The sequence below is a fragment of the Limnohabitans sp. Jir72 genome, from assembly GCF_003063575.1.
Lineage (GTDB): Bacteria > Pseudomonadota > Gammaproteobacteria > Burkholderiales > Burkholderiaceae_C > Limnohabitans_A.
In genome coordinates, this window is sequence record NZ_NESC01000008.1 from 131,906 (window position 1) to 151,827 (window position 19,922).

Here is a 19,922-nt window from a genome sequence, read left to right on the forward strand (position 1 = left end):
TGGGTTTTGTCAGCCTTGCGCCTGGCGCAGCTTCGCTGCAGCGGCGTGCATGTCGTCCAGCGCATGGCTGGCAGGCGCGATCACTGTGGCCTGGCCGAATTGGACAAAGTTGTTGCCGGTGGAGGTTTCGTACCCCGGGTCGTAATGCCGTGACAGCAAATCGGCCACCACCTCGCGCATTTCACCCCGCTCAATCTGGTCCTTCCAGCCATCGACCACGGCTTTGCCGCGCAAGGCGACCAGTCGTTCCAAACGGTCGATGAAAAAGGCCTTGTTTTGGGTGAAGAACGCGTAATCTTCCAGCAGCAGATTCACGCGGTTTTCCAGCGACAGATCCACGCGAATGCATGGGCTGGCCCGCATGGCGTTCATCAATTCAGCCGGCACCGTGAGGTTGCCCACTTTTTTGCTCTCGGCTTCCACGTAAACCGGCAAGGCCGAGTCAAAGCGGCGCAAAGCATTCCAGACCTGCGTGTCAAACGCTTTTTGGGTGGGCTGGTCCTGCCCGGGGATCAGCCCCAGAACCGAGCTGCGGTGGCAGGCAATGCCCTCGAGGTCGAGCACTTGTGCGCCTTGCTGCGTGAGCGCATGCAACAGGCGTGTCTTGCCTGAACCGGTGGGGCCGCACAAAACCTGAAACTGCAAACGCTGTGCCTGGCGCGGCGTGTCTTCCATGACCGCTTTGCGAAAGGCTTTGTAGCCGCCTTCAATCAGGTGCACCTTGAAGCCAATCTGCCCCAGGATCAGCGCCAGCGAATTGCTGCGCTTGCCGCCGCGCCAGCAGTAAATCAAGGGCTGCCAGTTCTTCGGTTTGTCCATCACGCGGGTTTCAATGTGGTGGGCAATGTTCTTGGCCACCAGCGCTGCGCCTATCTTTTGCGCTTCAAACGGGCTGACCTGTTTGTAGAGCGTGCCCACGCGGATGCGTTCTTCGTTGTTGAGGGACGGCCAACTCTCGGCACCGGGCAGGTGGTCTTCTGCATGCTCGCCCTCGGACCGTGCATCGAGGATGGCATCGAATTGGTCCAGTTTGGCCATGGCCTCGGCGGCCGAAATCAGGTGAACGCTCATTTCAATTGCTTCTTCAGTTGAGGCCAGACATTGGCCAGCAAGCGCGATTGCGCTGCCTCATTGGGGTGGATGCGGTCGGGCTGGAACCACTTCAAGGGCTCGGCATCGTCGCCCACCCCTTGCAAAAAGAAAGGCACCAATCCCGTGCCTTGGCTTTTGGCCAGTTGGCTGTACATGGCGGCAAACTGGCGCGTCATTTCCGGGCCGTAGTTGGGGGGCATCTGCATGCCCAGCAGCAGCACCTGCGCACCTGTGGCCTTGGCCTGGCGGATCATGGTTTGCAGATTGTCCTGTGTCATGCCTTGCGGCAAGCCGCGCAGGGCATCGTTGCCACCCAGCTCGATCACCACATGGCTGGGTTGGTGCTTTTGCAGCAGCGCAGGCAAACGCGAGCGGCCACCCGACGTGGTGTCGCCGCTGATGCTGGCATTGACCACCTCCGTGCCTGGGCGTTCTTGCTGAAGTTTTTGCGCCATCAAATGCACCCAGCCCGTGCCACGCGCCAGGCCGTATTCGGCGCTCAAGGAGTCGCCAACGACCAGGATGCGCGCCGCTTTGGCTGCGAGCGTCGCCGCACCAAAGCCCTGGCCTGCAAGGGCCAGCAGGCTCAAGGTAAAGTGACGTCGTCTCAACAAAGGTGTGTGCATGCCTGAATCCATCATTGCCGTTCGTGGCGTTGCCAAAAGCGTGCAAGACGCCAGCGGCTCGCTGGACATTTTGCGCGATATCGATTTCTCGGTCTCCAAGGGGGAAACAGCCGCTATTGTCGGTGCTTCCGGTTCGGGCAAAAGCACGCTGTTGGCCATCATGGCCGGGCTGGACACGCCCAGCACCGGACAAGTCATGTTGGCCGGGCAGGCGATGTTCGATTTGAGTGAAGACCAACGCGCTGCGGTGCGGGCCCAGCATGTGGGCTTTGTGTTCCAGAGCTTTCAGCTCATGCCCAATTTGACGGCGCTTGAAAACGTCATGCTGCCGCTGGAACTGGCGGGCCGCTCGGATGCCCGCAGCGCCGCCACCGCCATGCTGCAGCGTGTGGGCCTGGGCGAACGTTTGAAGCACCTGCCCAAAGTCCTCTCTGGGGGCGAGCAGCAGCGCGTGGCCCTGGCCCGTGCCTTTGTGGTGCAACCGGCCTTGCTCTTGGCCGACGAGCCCACCGGCAGCCTGGACCATGCCACGGGGGCTGCGGTCATGGACCTGATGTTCGCGCTCAACAGGGAGCAGGGCACCACCTTGGTCTTGGTCACCCACGACCGCCAACTGGCCGCGCGGTGCGACCGCATGTTGGTGATCGAGGCCGGTCGCTTGTCCGAGGCGTCAGCACAAGCGGTTTGATGGGCGCTGCAGCTTCATGGACCTGGGCCTTGTGCTTGTAGGAGCCCACCCCTGTGGGCGATTGGGCGTTGCACAAGCCGCTCAAACCATCGCCCACAGGGGTGGGCTCCTACACAAACATTTGCCGCAAGCCCCTGTCCCGACACTTCAAGATCAATAGGCACGGCAGTTGTTGAGACCAACGATAATCAGCAGATGTCATCTCACAAAGTGCTGTACGGCTTCCATGCCGTAGGCGTTCGCCTCAAGATCGCCCCCCAATCCATCGTCGAAATCCATTTCGAGGTCACGCGTCGCGACGCCCGCATGCGGCAGTTCATCGACAAGGCCCGCGACTCGGGCATGCGCATGGTCGAGTCCGACGCTGAGCGTCTGGCCAAACTGGCCGGTGGTCATGGCCATCAGGGCGTTGTGGCTTTGGTGACGCCCATGCCGCAGAACCATTCGCTGGACGATTTGCTTGACACCATTGAAGGCCCGCCACTGCTCTTGGTCCTAGACGGTGTGACCGATCCGCACAACTTGGGCGCTTGCCTGCGCGTGGCCGATGGTGCGGGTGCCCACGCTGTGATCGCGCCCAAAGACCACGCGGCGGGCATCAACGCCACCGTGGCCAAAGTGGCCAGCGGAGCGGCCGAGACCATGCCTTATTTCATGGTCACCAATCTGGCACGCACCTTGGGCGAACTCAAGGAGCGCAGCATCTGGATCGTGGGCACCAGCGGCGATGCGCCGCGCACCGTGTACCAAAGCGACCTCAAAGGTCCTACGGCTTTGGTGCTGGGTGCTGAGGGCCCTGGCATGCGCCAGTTGACCCGCAAGAACTGTGATGAGCTGGTGAGCATTCCCATGCGCGGCGCGGTCGAAAGCCTGAATGTTTCAGTCGCCAGTGGGGTGTGTCTGTACGAAGCGCTGCGCCAGCGCACCTGATCGAGCGGTTGGTCCGCGTGTCGGCGCTCAAGCTCCGACCTGCAGACCGACACATTGTTTTGCAGGTCGGCGGCTTTAGCCTCGACGTATTTTTCCAACTTACCCAGGGAGTTTGCAATGTCCAAAAAAATCAAAAACATCGCGCTGATCACCACCGTGGCGGCCTCCAGCTTGCTGGCTGCCTGCACGCAAGAGCAGCAAAACAAGATCAGCCGCGACATCCAAAACTGGACCGGCACCAACGGTGTGCTGGAGGTGTATGCCGGTGAAAAACTGGTGCGCCGCTTTTTGAAAGTGGACAAGATCAGCACAGCCTTGGGCACCGACGACAAAATGCCCCGCGCTTACCGCTATGGCTACGGCGTGCTCGACGAAAACCTGAACATGCAGGTGGACGACGGCGAGAAGAAGGTCTATTTCGAGATCAGCGATTACACCAACTCGGTGTTTTTCGAGAACCCGCGTTAAAGCGCAGCTGGGATCAAACCCAGCCCAGTGCGCCCAGCAGGGCGCCTGCACCAATGAGCCACAGCATGTGCAGCTTGGTGCGCCAGACCACCAGCGTGGTCACGCCCGTGAGCACATACAGCGGCCAGTCCTGCGCTGGCTGCTTGTGGCTCAGGGTCAAAAGCCACGCGGTGGACAACAGCAAGGCAATCACGATGGGCGCCATGCCCGACTTGAAGGCGCGGATGCCGATCTTGTCGCGGTGCTGGTGCGCCCAACGTGTGGCCGTGTAGGTGAGGATGGAAGAGGGCAACATGATGCCCAACATCGTCACCACCACCCCCAAACAGGCCAGCGCCACGCTGATCCAGCCGCCGCCCAGGCCCGCACCGGCATTGAGCCCCAGGCTCCAGCCCATCAGGGCCACGAACAGAATGTTGGGGCCCGGCGCAGACTGCGCCAACGCGATCGAGGAGCTGAACTGCGCATCGCTGAGCCAATGGGTTTCATCCACCAGGTAGCGGTGCATGTCGGGCGCGGTGGTGATCGCGCCGCCCACCGCCAGCAGCGACAGCGATGCGAAATGGGTGAAGAGGCCCAGCCAATCGCTGGCGCTCAAGTGCAGCACCGGGTTCATGGGCGCTTTCCTGCCAAGGCTTGCTTGGCCAGTTGCGCGTAGGCCCAGCTGCAAGCCACCAGGCCGGTGCCCAGCAGCACATAGGCCAATGGCCAGCGCAAAACGCCCACGCCGATAAAGCTGGCCACCGCCAGCCCCATGCACACCGGCATGCCCATCGGGTTGGCGCGCAGGGCCGAAATCATTTTCAGGCCGGTGGCCGCAATCAGCCCTGCCGACACCGCGCCCATGCCGCGCAAAGCCCCTTGGGCCCAGGCCGCGTCCGACACGCCACCAAAGGCCGCGGCGAGCAGCAAAACCACCACCAGTGGTGCGGTCAGCATGCCCGCCACACCCGCCATGGCCCCGGCCAGGCCAAAGTAGCGCCCGCCGATCATCAGCGACAGGTTGATCACGTTTGGGCCCGGCAGAATTTGCGCGACGGCCCAGTCTTCGATGAACTGCTCGCGGCTCATCCAGCGTTTTTTCTCGACCAGCTCACGCTGAACCACCGCCAGCACCCCGCCAAAGCCCTGCAGGGCCAAGATGGTGAAGGACCAGAACAAGTCGGCCTTGGATTGGGGGTGATTCAGGGGGGCTTGATCGGACATGCTGGGATTATCGGTGCGTGGCGTCATCAGGGCTTGTCCCCATCCAGCCACACCAGCTGTCCCCGGCCGCTTTCGCTCAGCCGGTGCATCAGTGCTGCTGCATCAGAGGCGGGCAAGGCAAAGCGCAAAGTCACCACGCTGCCATGCGTGACCTCTTGCAGCTGGGCTTGGGCCAGTTCGACTTCGCGGCGCACCAGGCCTTCCAGTGCATAGGGCACGCTGCAGGCGAGTTCGGTTTTTTGAATCAAGGGAATTTTTTCGGCCATCAGCAGCGCCTGCGCCACCGCATCGGTGTAGGCCCGCACCAGACCACCCGCGCCCAGCTTGACCCCACCAAAGTAACGCACCACCGAGGCCATCACGCCTTGCAGGTCCTGGTGCCGCAGCACGTCCAGCATCGGGCGTCCAGCCGTGCCGCCGGGCTCGCCATCGTCGTTGGCCGCCGATTGGCCCCCAGCCAGCAGCGCCCAGCACACATGGGCCGCGTCCGGGTGCTCGGCTTTGAGCTGGGCCACTCTGGCTTGGGCTTCTTCGCGGCCAGCCACGGGTTCGACGCAGGCGATGAAGCGGCTTTTCTTGATGACCAGTTCGTGGTGGGCAGTTTGAGCGAGAGAGAAGGCCATGGACAGGTCAAGTGTGCAAAAAAATGCGTGAAGTGTTCAGCGCAAAGAAAAATTCACACGGTGGTAGCCCGTGTCATTGCCGCCCTTGGCCGAGGTGTTGACTTGGATGGGCAAGAGAAAAATCCGGCTCAAAGGGACTTGGCCTTGTTGTACCAACCAGCCTTGCACCACTTGCGCTCGGCGTGTGGCCAGGGCGCGCAATTCTTCATCGTCCACCGCCAGGTTGGCCAACATCAGCTTTTCCATGTCCTCTACCGACAGCACTTGGGTCTGGCCCAGCACGTTGCGGGGTTTGGGGAACTTGGCTTGCTGGTAAGCGCGGGTCAAGTAGGTCGCGTAGTCACTGCTGTCCAGTCGCATGTCTGCCAGGGGCGTGTTTTCGCGCTGTGATGGGCTCATGTCTTTGCGTTTTTCGCTCAAGACCGCACGCTCCAGCAAGGCGCGCTTGAGGCCTTCTGGGTCCACGGTGTTGTCGCTGCTTGCGGTGATTTCCAGGTTCAATCCTTCGCGTTCGCGCATCGCCTTGGAAAGGGTTTGCAGCTTTTGCACAGCGGCTTCATCCAGGCTGGCGCGGCCGGGTGCAAAGCTCAGCTGCGAAAGCTCTTGGTTATCGCCAAACAGCGAGCCCAGCAGCGCAAAGGGTGAGGTGACGGCTTTCACGAACAGGTTGCCGATGACCTTGAAGATCAAGCCGCCGATCGAAAATTGGGGATCGTCCAGCGAGCCGGCAACCGGCAACTGGATGTCGATTTGCCCCCGGTTGTTTTTGAGCAAGGAGATGGCCAACTGCACGGGCAACTGGGTGGCATCCGGGCTTTCTACCTTGTCGCCAAAGGTCAGTTGGTCAATCACGAGCCGGTTTTGTGCGGTGAGCTGACGGTCCTGCAGCTTGTAAGTGGCGTCCATGGACAGCTTGCCTTTGCTGATGTTGTAGCCCGCGTATTTGCCGGCATACGGCGAGAAATCGACCAAGTCGATGTCGGAAATTTTGGCCTGAAGGTCCAGGAACTTTTTCTCCGTCAGCGGATTGAAACGGGCCGCAATGTGCACCGGTGCGTTGCTGGCGTAGTGGCCCAGCAGATCGAGATCGGCCAGCGTGTCCGGGGCCGAGGACAAGCCCTTGACGCTGCCGCCCAGTTGCGTGACGGTGGCCGAATAGTTGGGCTTGACGAAGTGATCGGAAAAATCCACGCGCCCGTTTTGCAGGGTGACTTTGGCGATTTGAATGGGCATGGCCGCTGTGGGGTGCGATGCCGCAGGCCCGCCAGCGCCGGGGCTGGGGCTTGCCGGTGTGCGCAGGATGTCGGCCAAGTTGAGGCGTCCTTGCGGGTTGAGGATCAGGCGCGAATAAAAGTCCGACAGGGCGATTTCGCCGATGTTCAGCCGAGCGGGTTCCAGCTGAAAGTCAACGTTGCCAAAGTAAAGTGATTTCCACCTCAAAAAATCCGTGCTGTTGGCCTGGTCCACAGCCCGAAACTGGCCCAGCGTCAGCCCGCCTTTGTAGTTGACCCACAGTTTGTCTGCGGGTTGGCGAACCTCCAGGGTGCCCTTGTTGGAGAGCAGGCCCTGCGCGATCGATGTGTTCAGGTACGGTGCCGCATAGCCTTGCATCGGCACCACCGGCAAAGCCTGTGTTTCCAGCGCCAGGCGCACCGCCAGTGGCTGCAGCTGCACCGAACCGCTGGCCTTGATTTGGCCTGTCTGGTTGAGCGTGGCGTTCAGTGCAAAGGTCTTTTCGCGCCCGGGGTGGATGTCCAGTTGCGTGGCCGACAAGCTCACGTGTGTCAGCTCTTGTACCGCCGCAGGCGACAAAGTGTGGTCTTCAAAGCGCAGCCCGACTTCATCCAGGTTCAGTTGACCCACCAGGCCCGACCAGACCGGACTGCCCGACTTGTCGGCCGGTGCAGCCCCCGCAGCGGCGCTGTTTGATCCGGGCACACGCAGCCAGGACAAGGTGCCATCGGCAGCCCGGGACATGCGGGTCACGATGCCCGAGCCTTTCAGAGTCTCGGCATCAATGCGATGGGCCTGCAGGTCGGCCTGCACTTGCCGCGCCGACAGGCTTTGCACCCGCAAAGGTGCATCGGGTGTGTCTTGGCCCAGGCGCAGACCCCTCAGGTCCAATTGCGCCAACAGCCAGCGCTGCTGCAAGGGGCTGGACTTTTCAAGTTGCACATCGAGCGCCTCCAGCCCCAGCCAGGGCTTGCCAGCGGCGTCGCTCAAGGTCAGCCTTTGCCATTGCGCCGTACCGCTCACGCTCAGCGAAGGTGCGCCATCGGCCAACTGGGCAAAGTCCACGCTCAAGCGGGTGGCGAGCTGGCCCGATTTCAGGCGCAAGGGCAGGCTGCTGGGCCAATAAGCTTGAAGTTGGGACAGCTCGAACTTGTCGAGCTCGATCTTCAGCGAGCTGGTGTGTGATTTGGCAAAGGGCAGGCTGCGCCCCTGCAGCGCCAAGGGCGAGCCATCCACCACCGCCGACAAGGCGGGCAACACAAACACATCGGCCTTGTAAGGCAGGCTGGAGATAAAAGGCAAACTGAACGTCACCGCCTCGGCCGTGTGCCGAACCCCCTTGGGCCGGTCGTCGAACACCAACTGGCCGTCCGTGATCTGGATGTTGTTCAATGAAAAGCGGGGCAGGGGGCCCGAGTCGGTTTCAGCCCTGCTGGCCCAGCGGTCCAGCCAGTCCGAGATGTCGTAGCGCCCATCGGCCAGACGCGTGACGGCCACACGCGGGGCTCGCAAGTGAATTTGATCGACCACGATCCCCGCTTGCGTCACCGAAGCGCTCGACAGGTCGATGTGCAGTTGCGCAAAGCCCAATTGCTCTGCGCCAGCCCGGTCTTTGACGGACAGTCCCAGCACATCCAAAGACAAATCCAGAGGGTTGATCGCCACACGTTCGATGACCACATCGCGACCCAGGGCCTTGCCCAGCTGCGTGGCCAGGACAGACCGGGCCAGCGGTGGGGCCACAAAATAGCCCAAGGCCAAGAGCAAGACCCAGCCTGCGAGCAAATAGGCCAAGATTTTGGGCACACGCCCCGTGTGGAGCCGCCGCGTGAGGCCAAGCCACCATTCCCTGTGAGTCGTCATTTTTTGTTTCTGGATGAACAAGTTTGGGATTGTCCCACTCCAAGTGCTTCACCACGCACAGGAATGGATGCCTTGCTTTCAGGTAAAGCAGCTAAGGGCTTAAGGAATGGCCTAACTGCCAGCAATACCCACCAGCCCCGTGAGCCCACCCCCAAACCCCTACACTAGCGGGTTATCCCGAGTGCCCAGCCCATGAACGCTTTTGTCGACGTCTCTTTCTTCCCGCGCGACGCCAAACCGCTGACCAGTTACCGCAAATACTGGGCGCAGCGCTTTGGCACGGCCCCGTTTTTGCCGATGAGCCGCGAAGAAATGACCCAACTGGGCTGGGACAGCTGCGACATCATCATCGTCACGGGCGACGCCTATGTGGACCACCCCAGCTTTGGCATGTCGGTGATTGGCCGCATGCTGGAAAACCAGGGTTTTCGGGTCGGCATCATCGCGCAGCCCGACTGGACCAGCGCCGACCCCTTCAAGGCTTTGGGCAAACCCAACCTGTTTTGGGGGGTGACCAGCGGCAACATGGATTCCATGATCAACCGCTACACGGCGGACCGCAAAATCCGCACCGACGACGCCTACACCCCGGGCGATGTGGGCGGCAAGCGCCCCGACCGTGCGGCCATCGTCTACAGCCAGCGCTGCCGCGAAGCCTTCCCCGAAGTGCCCATCGTGCTCGGCGGCATCGAAGGCAGCCTGCGTCGCATCGCGCATTACGACTATTGGTCTGACAAGGTGCGCCGCTCGGTGGTGGTGGACAGCAAATGCGATTTGCTCTTGTACGGCAACGCCGAGCGGGCGATTGTCGAGATCGCCCACCGCCTGGCTGCCCGCGAGCCAGTGCAGCAGATCACCGACGTGCGCGGCACCGCCTTTGTGCGCCGCAGTGGTGACGAATCGGCCCGAGGCTGGTTCGAGATCGACTCCACCAGCGTGGACACGCCCGGCCACGTTGAGGCGCACATCAACCCGTATTTGATGATTTCGGACCAAGCGCGGGAGCAGGGCGCGACCTGTGCGCGTGAGGAAGAAGCCAAAGAAGTGGCCGAAGGCCACAACGCCAAAAACGTCGAAGCCGACTTGTCCGCCGCCGTGGCCCAAGCCCGTACCGTGCAAGCCGCTATTGAGCCCATCATTCAGCCGCTCACCTTTGTGCCCAACCCGGCTTTGCGCGGCAAAGGCACCCACAAAGTCCCGCCCCGCGACAAGAGTGTGATCCGCCTGCCCAGCTACGAGCAAGTCAAGCAAGATGCGGTGCTCTATGCCCACGCCAACCGCGTGCTGCACCTGGAGACCAACCCCGGCAACGCCCGTTGCCTGGTTCAAGCACATGGCGAAGGCCACACCGCCCGCGACGTGTGGATCACACCGCCGCCCATCCCGCTGACCACCGCGGAGATGGACCATGTGTTCGACCTGCCCTATGCCCGCAGCCCGCACCCGCGCTACGCCGACGAAAACGGCAGCCACGACCACGCGACCAAAATCCCCGCTTGGGAAATGATCCGCTTCAGCGTGAACATCATGCGCGGCTGCTTTGGCGGCTGCACCTTTTGCTCCATCACCGAGCACGAAGGCCGCATCATCCAAAGCCGCTCCGAAGAATCCATCATCCGCGAGGTGGAAGACATCCGCGACAAAGTCAAAGGCTTCACCGGCGTCATCTCTGACCTGGGCGGCCCCACGGCCAACATGTACCGCCTGGGCTGCCGCAGCCCCGAAATCGAATCGGCCTGCCGCAAACCCAGCTGCGTGTTCCCCGGCATCTGCCAGAACCTGACCACCGACCACGGCCCGCTGATCAACATGTACCGCCGGGCGCGCAACCTCAAGGGCATCAAGAAGATCTTGATCGGCTCCGGTTTGCGTTACGACCTGGCTGTGCAGTCGCCCGAATACGTGAAAGAACTGGTGCAGCACCATGTGGGCGGCTACCTGAAGATTGCGCCCGAGCACACCGAGGGTGGCCCGCTGTCCAAGATGATGAAGCCGGGCATCGGCACTTACGACCGCTTCAAGTCGATGTTCGACAAGTACAGCGAAGAAGTGGGCAAAAAGCAGTTCCTCATTCCGTACTTCATCGCCGCCCACCCCGGCACCAGCGATGAAGACATGATGAACCTGGCCGTCTGGCTCAAAAAGAACGGTTTCAGGGCCGACCAGGTGCAGACGTTCTACCCCAGCCCCATGGCCACAGCCACGGCCATGTACCACTCCACCCGCAACCCGCTGCGCAAAATCACCCGCGACAGTGAAAAAGTGGACGTGGTCAAAGGCGACAAACGCCGCCGCCTGCACAAGGCGTTTTTGCGCTACCACGACTCGAACAACTGGCCGCTGCTGCGCGAAGCGCTCAAAGCGATGGGCCGGGCGGATTTGATCGGCAATGGCAAGCACCATTTGATTCCGAACTGGCAGCCGCTGGCCGAAGACGGCTACAAAAGCGCACGGCGCAAAAACAGCACGGGCGCGGGGGCCAAGTCGTCGGTGTCTTTGTCGACGGCGCCTAAGCGCATGGGGCAGCCGAAGAAGGGGCAGTTGCTGACGCAGCACACGGGGTTGCCGCCGCGCGCAAAGAGGTAACTTGCATTTGGCTTTTAGACAGTCGCATGAAGGTTGTGTGCTGATGTTGCCTGTTTTTTAAGCGTACCCCGCAAGCCCAACAGCCATGCGCCTTGCCGCACTTGTTCCGGGGTTTATCCACAGCCTTGGGCACGGGTGGTGTGGATGGATCGGACTCAACTCGGCGTGGATTTGTGGGAGGTCTTTAAAAAGACTATATTCAGTCCTGTTCCATCAAGAGGCCATCCATGCGCTATTCCACCCAAGTCAAGCCGATCAGCTACCTCAAAGCCAACGCGGCCGAGGTGTTGGCGCAATTGGCGCAAGAGCGCCAGCCGATGGTCATCACCCAAAACGGTGAGGCCAAGGCGGTTTTGCAGGATGTCGTCTCGTTCGAAAACACGCAGGAAACCTTGGCTTTGCTGAAAATCCTTGCCCTGGGCAATCAGGATGTAGCGGCTGGCAAGGTCAAGCCTGTGGCCGATGTGGTGGCCCGTCTGCGCGCCAAACGCGCCGCTGCTTGAGCGCCCCCATGCCAGCCAGATTTGAGGTCCTGATCACCCAAGGGGCTGAGCAAGACTTGGAGTCCATCCACGACTACATCAGCGAGTTCGACAGCGTGGACAATGCCAACCGCGTGCTGGATGGTTTGATGGATGCGGTGGAGAGCTTGGCCGAGTTTCCTCATCGCGGCAGTTTCCCGAAAGAACTGCTCAGTCTCGGCATCCAGGAATATCTCCAGACGTTTTTCAAACCCTACAGGCTGATCTACCGCGTCACGGGCAATCAGGTGCTCATTTACCTGATCGCTGACGGTCGGCGCGACATGGCCTCGTTACTGTCCCGGCGTTTGCTGGGTGCATAAGGATGACCTTGCTGTGCAGGAGCTGTGGTTTCTCAGAGAGCGACTTGTGCAGCTTGGGTCTTGATTGCCAGCTCCAAGATGAAGTCGTCGTTGGAGCCCTGACCGTTGCAGGTTTTGCATTGTTGATTGTTTTTTGGGGCGCTTTTTGGCGCAAAATGCGCCATCAAGGAGCGTTTTATGCCTGCATCACCTTCTCCGTTTTCATCTGTCAAATTGCCTTCCGGTTTGGTCACCCAAGCGCGTCAGGCGGCTGCGCCCATGCGCCGGTCGGTGGCCGGGCAGATCGAGTATTGGGCGACTTTGGGCTGCATTGCCGAGGCATCGGGCTTGACGGTCTCTGAGGCGCGCGAGGCCATCGCGCTCTACGATGTCCGCCAGGGCGCCCCTGCGGATGCCGACCCGCTGGACGCTCTGCAAGCAGACTTTTTGGCCGCAGAAAGCACCGGCCGTCTGGCGCAGGCCGTGCGCCAGACCGTGCAGACCAACCGCCGTCAGGTGGTGAAGGCCGCCTGAATGCGACCTTCAATAATTGCGCATTGCGCTGGGGGCCTTTGATGAGCGAGTTTTTGATTTACCAGACCGAGGGGGGCAAAACCCAAATCTCGGTGGTGCTGGAAAACGAAACCCTTTGGTTGTCGCAAAAGCAGCTGACCGAGCTGTTTGGCAAGGCCAAGGGCACGATCAGCGAGCACATCAAACACATCTTTGAGGATGGGGAGCTGACACCCGTCGCAACTGTTCGGTTATTCCGAACAGTTCAAACCGAAGGCCGCCGCACAGTGGAGCGCGAGGTAGAGCACTACAACCTCGACATGGTGCTGGCCCTGGGCTACCGGGTGCGCAGCCAAGCGGGTGTGCGGTTCAGGCAGTGGGCCAGTGCTCAGCTCAAAGAGTTCATCGTCAAGGGCTTTTTGCTGGACGATGAGCGCCTGAAAAACCCCGGCCAAGGGCGCGATTATTTCGACGAGCTGACCCGCCGCCTGCAAGACATTCGCACCAGCGAGCGCCGGTTTTACCAAAAGATCACCGACATTTACGCCACCAGCGTGGACTATGACGTCAGCGCCGAGCTGACACAGGACTTTTTTGCGACGGTGCAAAACAAGGTGCATTTCGCCATTCATGGCTACACGGCTGCAGAGCTGGTCATGCTGCGGGCCGACAGCGCCAAGCCCCACATGGGCATGACCAATTGGCCGAGCGAGCGCATTCGCAAAAGCGATGTGGCGGTGGCCAAAAACTACCTGAACGAAGACGAGTTGCGTGCCTTGAACAACTTGGCCGAGCAATACCTGGTGTTTGCCGAGGGCCAGGCGGCCCGCCGCGTGGCCATGACCATGCAAGCTTGGATTGACAAGCTCGAAGGCTTTTTGACCTTGAACGACCGCGAAATTTTGCAAAGCGCAGGGCAGGTGTCGGCTGAGTTGGCCAAACAACACGCCGAGGGCGAGTTTGCCAAGTACCGCGTGCTGGAAGATGCACGCTTTGAGTCTGACTTTGACCGCATGGTTCAGTCCTTGCCTGCGCCCAAAGATCAAAAAGCATGAACTTTTGGTGCGTTGCCGTTTTTTGATGGCATGACCCATTTCAGAAGTTGTTTGTCGCCACCACACACCGCACCCCCAAATCCTCCATCAAGCGCTGCTGCGCAGGCGCGGGGGCGATGTCGGTGAACAGGGTGTGCACCACCTTCAGGGGGGCCATCTCGATCATGGCGGGGCGGTCGAATTTGCTGTGGTCGGCCACCAGCCAGACTTGGCGCGATTGCGCGACGATGGCGCGGGCGACCATGACTTCTCGCATGTCGTAGTCGCGCAGGGTGCCGTCGGCGTCGATGCCGCTGATGCCGATCAGGCCAATGTCGACCTTGAACTGGCGGATGAAGTTCAGCGCCGCTTCGCCCACCACGCCCAAGTCTTCGGATCGCACGGTGCCCCCGGCCACGACCACTTCGCAGTGCGGGTTGGCCGCCAAGATGCGGGCCACGTGCAGGTTGTTGGTCACCACGCGCAGGTCGCGGTGCTGCAACAGCTCGCTGGCCACGGCTTCCACGGTGGTGCCGATGTTCATGAACAGGCTGGCCCCGTGCGGGATGGCGGCGGCCACTTGCCGGGCAATGTCTTGCTTGGCTTGTGACTGGGTGCGCTGGCGTTCGGTGTACGTCGTGTTGCGGGTGGACGAATCGACCGCCCGCACGCCGCCATGAAAGCGTTCAAGCCCTGCTGCTTCGGTCAGCCGCTGGATGTCGCGGCGGGCGGTTTGCAAGGTGATGCCGAACTCCTCGGCCAGCTCTTCGGTCTTGACGCTGCCTTGTTCGCGAACGGATTGCAGGATGGCGATTTGTCGGGGATTGAGGGCCATGGCTTGTGCGTGTGGAGTTGGACTAGGGGTCTTCACTAGGCGCTCAAGAATAGCGGAATTTGCCCACTTGACGTCTATACAATCAAAAACGAATCAAATAATTCATCATTTGTTGATCGTTTAAGGTGTTGTTTTGAAAATTCACGGCTCAAGTGGACCCTGCAAAGAAACCGTTTGGGACCTGTTGGTCATCGGCGGTGGCGCCACGGGCTTGGGCGTGGCGGTGCAAGCCGCGCTGGAAGGCCGCCGTGTGGCGCTGGTGGAAGCGCGTGACTTTGCCTCTGGTACCTCTTCCCGGTCCACCAAACTGCTGCATGGCGGCGTGCGTTATTTGGCGCAGGGCCGCCTGCGTTTGGTGCAAGAGGCTTTGCGCGAACGGGCCACGGTCTTGGGGCTGGCACCGCATCTGGCGCAGCCTTTGCCCTTTGTGGTGCCGGGTACTGGCTGGCTGTCTTGGGCATGGACGGGGCTGGGGCTCAAGGCTTACCAATGGTTGTCTGGCCGCTTGAGTCTGGGTGCCACCAAGGCGCTGTCACAGCAAGCGCTGGGGCGCAGTTTGCCGGGTTTGCCGCGCATGGTGGCCGGTGCGGTGGCTGGCATGCGCTATTGGGACGGGCAATTTGAAGACGCCCGGCTGGCCCTGGCCTTGGCCAAAACGGCCAGGCGGGCAGGGGCCAGCGTGCACAACCACATGCGGGTCGCGGCTTTGGCGCCTTCTGCCCAAGGCTGGCAAGTCAGCTTGTTCAACGAGCGCGATGGCCAGACATCGACCGTGCAAGCCCGTTGCGTGGTCAACGCCACCGGGGTTTGGGTCGATGCTTTGAGGCAAATGGTGTTGCAGCCCTGGGCTGGCGAAGTGCCGGTCAAAGCGCTGGTCAAGCCCAGCCAGGGAGTGCACCTGGTGGTGGCGCGCGAGCGTTTGCCCATTGAGGAGGCGGTTTTGATTCCCCGCACCGCCGATGGCCGCGTGTTGTTTGCGGTGCCTTGGTTGGGCGCCACCTTGATTGGCACCACCGACACGCCGCGCAGCGATGCACCGCTGGAGCCCTTGCCGCTGCAAGAAGAGCTGGACTTTTTGTTCCGCGAGACCCGCCAAGCTTTGGGGGTGGACTTGACGCGGGCCGATGTGCGCAGCGTTTGGGTGGGGCTTCGCCCCTTGGTGAAGAGCGCCAGCAGCGCCCAGGGCGGCACCACCAGCCAGATGTCGCGGGAACACCTGATCCTCCGGGAAGCGCCGGGGCTGTTCACCGTGACCGGAGGCAAATGGACCACCTACCGCAGCATGGCCGCACAGGTCATGCAGGCCCTGGTGAGCCACGGCGATTTGCCTCGCGCAGCGCAGGGCTCGGCCCAGACGGCGCATCACCAGCTGGTGGGCGCACCTGCTGCGGGGCAAGCCGTGCATGCGATCAGCGAAGCGCCGGGCTTGCATTTGTGGGGCAGCGAAGCCGCTTTGGTGCTCGCTTTACCGGGTGCCGATCGCGATCTGGGCATGGGCCTGACCGAGGCGATGGTGCGTTTTGCAGCGCGCAGCGAGTGGGCCTTGACGGTTGAGGATATGCTTGCGCGTCGCTGGCGTGCGCTGTTCTTGGATGCGCGGCAAGCGGCCCAGATGGCGCCAGCGGTGGCGGCCTTGCTGCAAGAAGAAACCGGGCTTGACCCCCAGCTGAAAGCATTTTTGGATTTGTGCCAGCAATACACGCTGGCCGATTGAATTTTTAAACTTTGAACCGATCAGACAACAGGTTTTGAACACATGACAAAGGCAAGCATCAGCACCACGCGTTACGGCATCATCGGCTGCGGGATGATGGGACAAGAACATTTGCGCAACATCGCCTTGCTGCCCGGCGCGCAGGTGACCCGCATTTTTGAGCCCGATGCCCACATGCTGGCCAGCAGCCTGGCGATGGCCCCCGGCGCCCAAAGTGCCGCCAGCTTGGCCGAGGTGGTCATGGCCCAAGATGTGGACTGCCTCTTGATCGCAAGCCCCAACTTTTGCCATGCCGAGCAGTTGCGCGAGATTGCCCGCCTGCGCCCGCTGCCGGTGCTGCTGGAAAAGCCCGCCTGCACCAGCCTGGACGATGTGCGCAGCCTGGCGGCCTTGCAGGCCAGCTACCCCGCACCGATCTGGGTGGCCATGGAATACCGTTACATGCCCCCCGTGACCGCCTTGGCAGGCGAGGTGCATGGCCAGCACAACACCGGCCCGGTCAAGATGATCACCATCCGGGAGCACCGCTTTCCGTTTTTGGTCAAGGTGGGCGACTGGAACCGTTTCAACCGCTACACCGGGGGCACCTTGGTCGAAAAGTGCTGCCACTTCTTTGACCTGATGCGCCACCTGACCCAAAGCGAGCCGGTGCGCGTTTACGCTTCTGCCGGGGTGGACCACAACCACCTCGATGAAACCTACCTCGATGGCACGCCAGACATCCTGGACAACGCCTATGTGATCGTCGATTTCGCATCCGGTCAGAGGGCCATGCTGGAGCTGTGCATGTTTGCCGAGGGGGCGCGGTATCAGGAAGAAATATCGGTGGTAGGCCCGCTGGGCAAAGCCGAATGCTTTGTGCCCGGCCCCGGCCGCTTTTGGCCCGAGCACCTGGGCGATGCGCCCGTGCCCAAGCTGGTCATCAGCCCCCGCGAGCCCAAAGGCCCACGCGAGCTGGACGTACCGGTTGACCCACAGGCCTTGGCCGCTGGCGACCACAACGGGTCGACCCTTTACCAGCACCAAAAGTTCAACGCCGTGGTGCGTGGGCAGGGGGCGGTCGAGGTCGGCTTGCGCGATGGCCTGTCGGCCGTGATCATGGGCCTGGCGGCGCAAGAATCCGCACGCACGGGCCAAGCCGTGGATCTGACCCAGGGCGATTTTTCATTGCCGGGCTTGCTCGGCCCTGTTTGATTTCAAGCTTTTTCACACCACCTAGAGGAGACACCATGAAAGCAGTTCGAATTCTTCCCGTCGCTTTGGCTTTGGGCTCGGCCCTGACGCTGGGCCACAACTTGGCTCAGGCCGGCGAAATCCGTGTCATGTGCTACCAGGATGGCAGCGAGTGCGATGTCACGGCCGATTTGGCCAAGCGCTTCGAGGCGCAAAACCCCGGCACCAAGGTCATCGTCGACACCGTGCCTTACAAAACCATCGTCGAGCAGCTGCCCGTGCAACTGGCCGCAGGGCAGGGCCCTGACATCGCCCGCGTGACCGACTTGGGCGGCTTGTCCAAGTACTACATGGACATCTCGGCCCACATCAAGGACCGCAAATACTGGGACGCCAACTTTGGCAGCACAGCGCCTTGGCTGCGCCCCACACCGGCCGACAAGGGCATCCATGGCTTCATGTCGCAGCTGACCATGACCGGCCCTTACGTGAACAAGACCTTGTTTGAACAAGCCAAAGTTCCGATGCCCGGTGCCAAAGCCTCGTGGGACGAGTGGATGGACGCCGCACGCAAAGTGGCCAAAGCCACCCAGACCAAGGCCGCTGTGGCCTGGGACCGTTCGGGTCACCGCTTTGCTGGCCCCGCCATCAGCTATGGCGCCAAGATTTTCGATGCGCAGGGCAACCCCGTGATCGACGACGGTTACAAGACCGCCGTGAACAAGTTTGTCGCCTGGCACAAGGACGGCAGCATGTTGCGCGAAGTCTGGGCGGGCTCGGGCGGCTCCACCTATGCCGACTCCATCGGTGAGTTCATCAACGGCAACGTGGTCATGGTCTTGTCGGGCAGCTGGCAGATCAACCGCTTGCAAAAAGATGTGGGCAACAAGTTCGACTGGGTGGCTGTGCCCAACCCCTGCGGTCCTGCTGCTTGCACGGGCATCCCCGGTGGCGCGGCATGGGCTGCTTTGAAAACCAGCAAGTCACCCAAAGAAGTGGGCGCATTCCTGGACTTCATGGCTTCAGAAGCAGCCTACGGTGAGTTCAGCGCCCGCACCAACAACATCCCTGCGCACGCCGGTCTGGCCAAAAAGGGTGTGAACTACGCCAGCGCGCAACCGGGTGCCAAAGCGGCCTTGGGTGTGTTCGGCAGCGGTGTGGCCAATTTGTCGCCCGTGGCTTATCAGTTCCAGGGCTACAAGTTCAACCGCGCCATCATGCTGCCCACCGTGGCGCGTGTGACCCAGGTCATTGTGGGCGAGATGGGCGCGGACGAAGCCATTGGCAAGATCAACGCCGACATGCAAGACGCTTTGAAGCAGGCGCAAAAGTAAGCATTGGGCTCAGGCCATGACGTGACGGGGTCGCGTCATTGGCCGATCCCGCGAGTCCGCTGGATGGCCGCGTCGCAAGCGCCTCGCCATGACTGATGTCGCCATTGCGAGCGAAGCGCGGCAATCCAGAACAAGCGCCCAAGCTCTCCGCAATGAGACCAGCAGATCGCCGGTGTTCTGCGGTTTTTACCTCAAAGGTTTTTGTGCAATTTTTGTCGTTTTTCTTTAATTTGCTGGAGCCGGTGTTCAAGCTGGGCCAGCGCTGGCTGGGCACGTCGCGGCTGGGCTGGCTGTTTGTCGGGCCCAACCTGATCGTGTTTGGCCTGTTCACCTTTTTGCCAATCCTGATCAACTTGGTCTATGCCACCACGGGCGGGGTGAACCTCATGCCTGCGCAGCGGCCTTACACGGGCGCAGAAAATTTCCAAATCCTGTTCGAGTGCCGCGACTACCTCGACTTGTCATCGTGCCGCAAAGACGTGTTCTGGCGTGCCATGTTCAACACCCTCAAGTTCAGCGTCTTGCAAGTGGGCTTGATGGTGCTGTTTTCGCTGGTGACGGCGCTGGTGCTCAACCGCAAGATCATTGGCCGAGGTTTCTGGCGCGGTGTTTACTTTTACCCGGTGCTGTTGTCGCCGGTGGTGGTGGCACTCATCTGGAAGTGGTTGCTGCAAAGCCAAGGCGTTTTCAACGCCGGTCTGGTGGCGCTGGACATGCCCCCGGTCGAATGGCTCACCGAAGGCGGTTGGGCCTTTTTCTGGACGGTGTTCGTGTCCATCTGGGCCCACATGGGCTTTTACACCCTGATCTTGTTGGCGGGTTTGCAGGCCATTCCGGGCGATTTGTACGAAGCGGCTCAAATGGACCGGGCCAGCCCCATGCGCACGCTCACGCGCATCACCTTGCCGCTGCTCATGCCCAATTTGATTGTGGTGCTGGTGCTGGCGGCCATTCGGGCGGTGCAGGTGTTTGACGAAGTCTTTGTGCTCACGGGTGGTGGCCCCGGATCGGCCACCACCTTCATCGTGCAGTTCATCTACCAGACTGGTTTTGCCGAGCAGATCCATTTGTATGGTCTGGCGGCTGCGGCGTCTTTGTCGTTGGCGGTCTTTTTGATCTTGCTGACCTTGGCGCAGCTGCGCTTGACCCGTGCCAGCCAGGCTGGCCAGAAGGTGAAATGA

At 61.3% G+C, this 19,922-nt stretch carries 19 protein-coding genes; 12 read left to right on the plus strand and 7 right to left on the minus strand.

The annotated features are described in order from the left end of the window. Positions 1-9 precede the first annotated feature (9 nt). On the minus strand, positions 10-1,071 hold the full coding sequence (gene mnmH / locus B9Z52_RS12755) for a tRNA 2-selenouridine(34) synthase MnmH (protein ID WP_108414224.1): 1,062 nt from the start codon (positions 1,069-1,071) through the stop codon (positions 10-12). Beyond that, positions 1,068-1,718: an arylesterase gene (locus tag B9Z52_RS12760; RefSeq protein WP_108414225.1), complete on the minus strand. Its 651-nt coding sequence runs from the start codon at positions 1,716-1,718 to the stop codon at positions 1,068-1,070. Before B9Z52_RS12760 ends, mnmH begins: the two co-directional genes overlap by 4 nt. On the opposite strand from B9Z52_RS12760, the gene B9Z52_RS12765 reads away from it, so the two are divergent. From B9Z52_RS12765 to B9Z52_RS12775, 3 genes are all read left to right on the plus strand, one after another. After that, positions 1,717-2,406, plus strand: coding sequence for an ABC transporter ATP-binding protein (locus tag B9Z52_RS12765; RefSeq protein WP_108414226.1), 690 nt, complete (start codon positions 1,717-1,719; stop codon positions 2,404-2,406). The two genes, B9Z52_RS12760 and B9Z52_RS12765, sit on opposite strands and share 2 nt — an antisense overlap. A gap of 195 nt (positions 2,407-2,601) precedes the next feature. Next, positions 2,602-3,336 carry a 23S rRNA (guanosine(2251)-2'-O)-methyltransferase RlmB gene (rlmB, locus tag B9Z52_RS12770; RefSeq protein ID WP_108414227.1) on the plus strand — a complete coding sequence of 245 codons (735 nt, stop codon included), beginning with the start codon at positions 2,602-2,604 and terminating at the stop codon, positions 3,334-3,336. A 117-nt stretch (positions 3,337-3,453) separates the two neighbouring features. Next, entirely contained in the window at positions 3,454-3,804 is a 351-nt protein-coding gene (locus B9Z52_RS12775) for a hypothetical protein (protein ID WP_108414228.1), read from the plus strand. Between the two features lie 13 nt (positions 3,805-3,817). Here the strand turns inward: B9Z52_RS12775 and B9Z52_RS12780 are convergent, their stop codons facing one another. From B9Z52_RS12780 to B9Z52_RS12795, 4 genes are read right to left on the minus strand one after another with little or no spacing between them, the layout of a single operon-like run. Then, positions 3,818-4,420: a chromate transporter gene (locus B9Z52_RS12780; protein WP_108414229.1), complete on the minus strand. Its 603-nt coding sequence runs from the start codon at positions 4,418-4,420 to the stop codon at positions 3,818-3,820. After that, on the minus strand, positions 4,417-5,010 hold the full coding sequence (locus tag B9Z52_RS12785) for a chromate transporter (RefSeq protein WP_233251952.1): 594 nt from the start codon (positions 5,008-5,010) through the stop codon (positions 4,417-4,419). Before B9Z52_RS12785 ends, B9Z52_RS12780 begins: the two co-directional genes overlap by 4 nt. A gap of 26 nt (positions 5,011-5,036) precedes the next feature. Next, entirely contained in the window at positions 5,037-5,633 is a 597-nt protein-coding gene (locus B9Z52_RS12790; RefSeq protein WP_108414231.1) for a YigZ family protein, read from the minus strand. Positions 5,634-5,669: 36 nt separating this feature from the next. Beyond that, on the minus strand, positions 5,670-8,729 hold the full coding sequence (locus tag B9Z52_RS12795) for a DUF748 domain-containing protein (RefSeq protein WP_146182854.1): 3,060 nt from the start codon (positions 8,727-8,729) through the stop codon (positions 5,670-5,672). 192 nt (positions 8,730-8,921) lie between these two features. Here B9Z52_RS12795 and B9Z52_RS12800 point away from each other — a divergent pair, with 192 nt between their 5' ends. From B9Z52_RS12800 to B9Z52_RS12820, 5 genes are all read left to right on the plus strand, one after another. Further along, positions 8,922-11,315: a YgiQ family radical SAM protein gene (locus tag B9Z52_RS12800; protein ID WP_108414233.1), complete on the plus strand. Its 2,394-nt coding sequence runs from the start codon at positions 8,922-8,924 to the stop codon at positions 11,313-11,315. A gap of 227 nt (positions 11,316-11,542) precedes the next feature. Next, positions 11,543-11,818 (plus strand): type II toxin-antitoxin system Phd/YefM family antitoxin, encoded by a 276-nt coding sequence (locus B9Z52_RS12805; protein WP_108414234.1) that lies wholly within the window; start codon positions 11,543-11,545, stop codon positions 11,816-11,818. An 8-nt stretch (positions 11,819-11,826) separates the two neighbouring features. After that, a complete protein-coding gene (locus B9Z52_RS12810; RefSeq protein WP_108414235.1) occupies positions 11,827-12,159 on the plus strand; it encodes a type II toxin-antitoxin system RelE/ParE family toxin in 333 nt (110 codons plus the stop codon). 177 nt (positions 12,160-12,336) lie between these two features. After that, positions 12,337-12,672, plus strand: a complete 336-nt coding sequence (locus tag B9Z52_RS12815) for a hypothetical protein (RefSeq protein WP_108414236.1) — start codon at positions 12,337-12,339, stop codon at positions 12,670-12,672. Between the two features lie 41 nt (positions 12,673-12,713). Continuing rightward, on the plus strand, positions 12,714-13,706 hold the full coding sequence (locus B9Z52_RS12820; protein ID WP_108414237.1) for a virulence RhuM family protein: 993 nt from the start codon (positions 12,714-12,716) through the stop codon (positions 13,704-13,706). Positions 13,707-13,746: 40 nt separating this feature from the next. Here the strand turns inward: B9Z52_RS12820 and B9Z52_RS12825 are convergent, their stop codons facing one another. Beyond that, the gene (locus B9Z52_RS12825) at positions 13,747-14,520 is read right to left on the minus strand and encodes a DeoR/GlpR family DNA-binding transcription regulator (protein ID WP_108414238.1); all 774 of its coding nucleotides are present in this window, start codon (positions 14,518-14,520) and stop codon (positions 13,747-13,749) included. Positions 14,521-14,653: 133 nt separating this feature from the next. On the opposite strand from B9Z52_RS12825, the gene B9Z52_RS12830 reads away from it, so the two are divergent. The 4 genes from B9Z52_RS12830 (at position 14,654) to B9Z52_RS12845 (ending at position 19,922) form a co-directional block, all read left to right on the plus strand. Further along, positions 14,654-16,234, plus strand: a complete 1,581-nt coding sequence (locus B9Z52_RS12830; protein WP_233251953.1) for a glycerol-3-phosphate dehydrogenase/oxidase — start codon at positions 14,654-14,656, stop codon at positions 16,232-16,234. 42 nt (positions 16,235-16,276) lie between these two features. Next, the gene (locus tag B9Z52_RS12835; RefSeq protein WP_108414239.1) at positions 16,277-17,428 is read left to right on the plus strand and encodes a Gfo/Idh/MocA family protein; all 1,152 of its coding nucleotides are present in this window, start codon (positions 16,277-16,279) and stop codon (positions 17,426-17,428) included. 35 nt (positions 17,429-17,463) lie between these two features. After that, complete coding sequence (locus B9Z52_RS12840) at positions 17,464-18,741, plus strand: ABC transporter substrate-binding protein (RefSeq protein WP_108414240.1); 1,278 nt, start codon at positions 17,464-17,466, stop codon at positions 18,739-18,741. 203 nt (positions 18,742-18,944) lie between these two features. Beyond that, entirely contained in the window at positions 18,945-19,922 is a 978-nt protein-coding gene (locus tag B9Z52_RS12845; RefSeq protein WP_108414241.1) for a carbohydrate ABC transporter permease, read from the plus strand.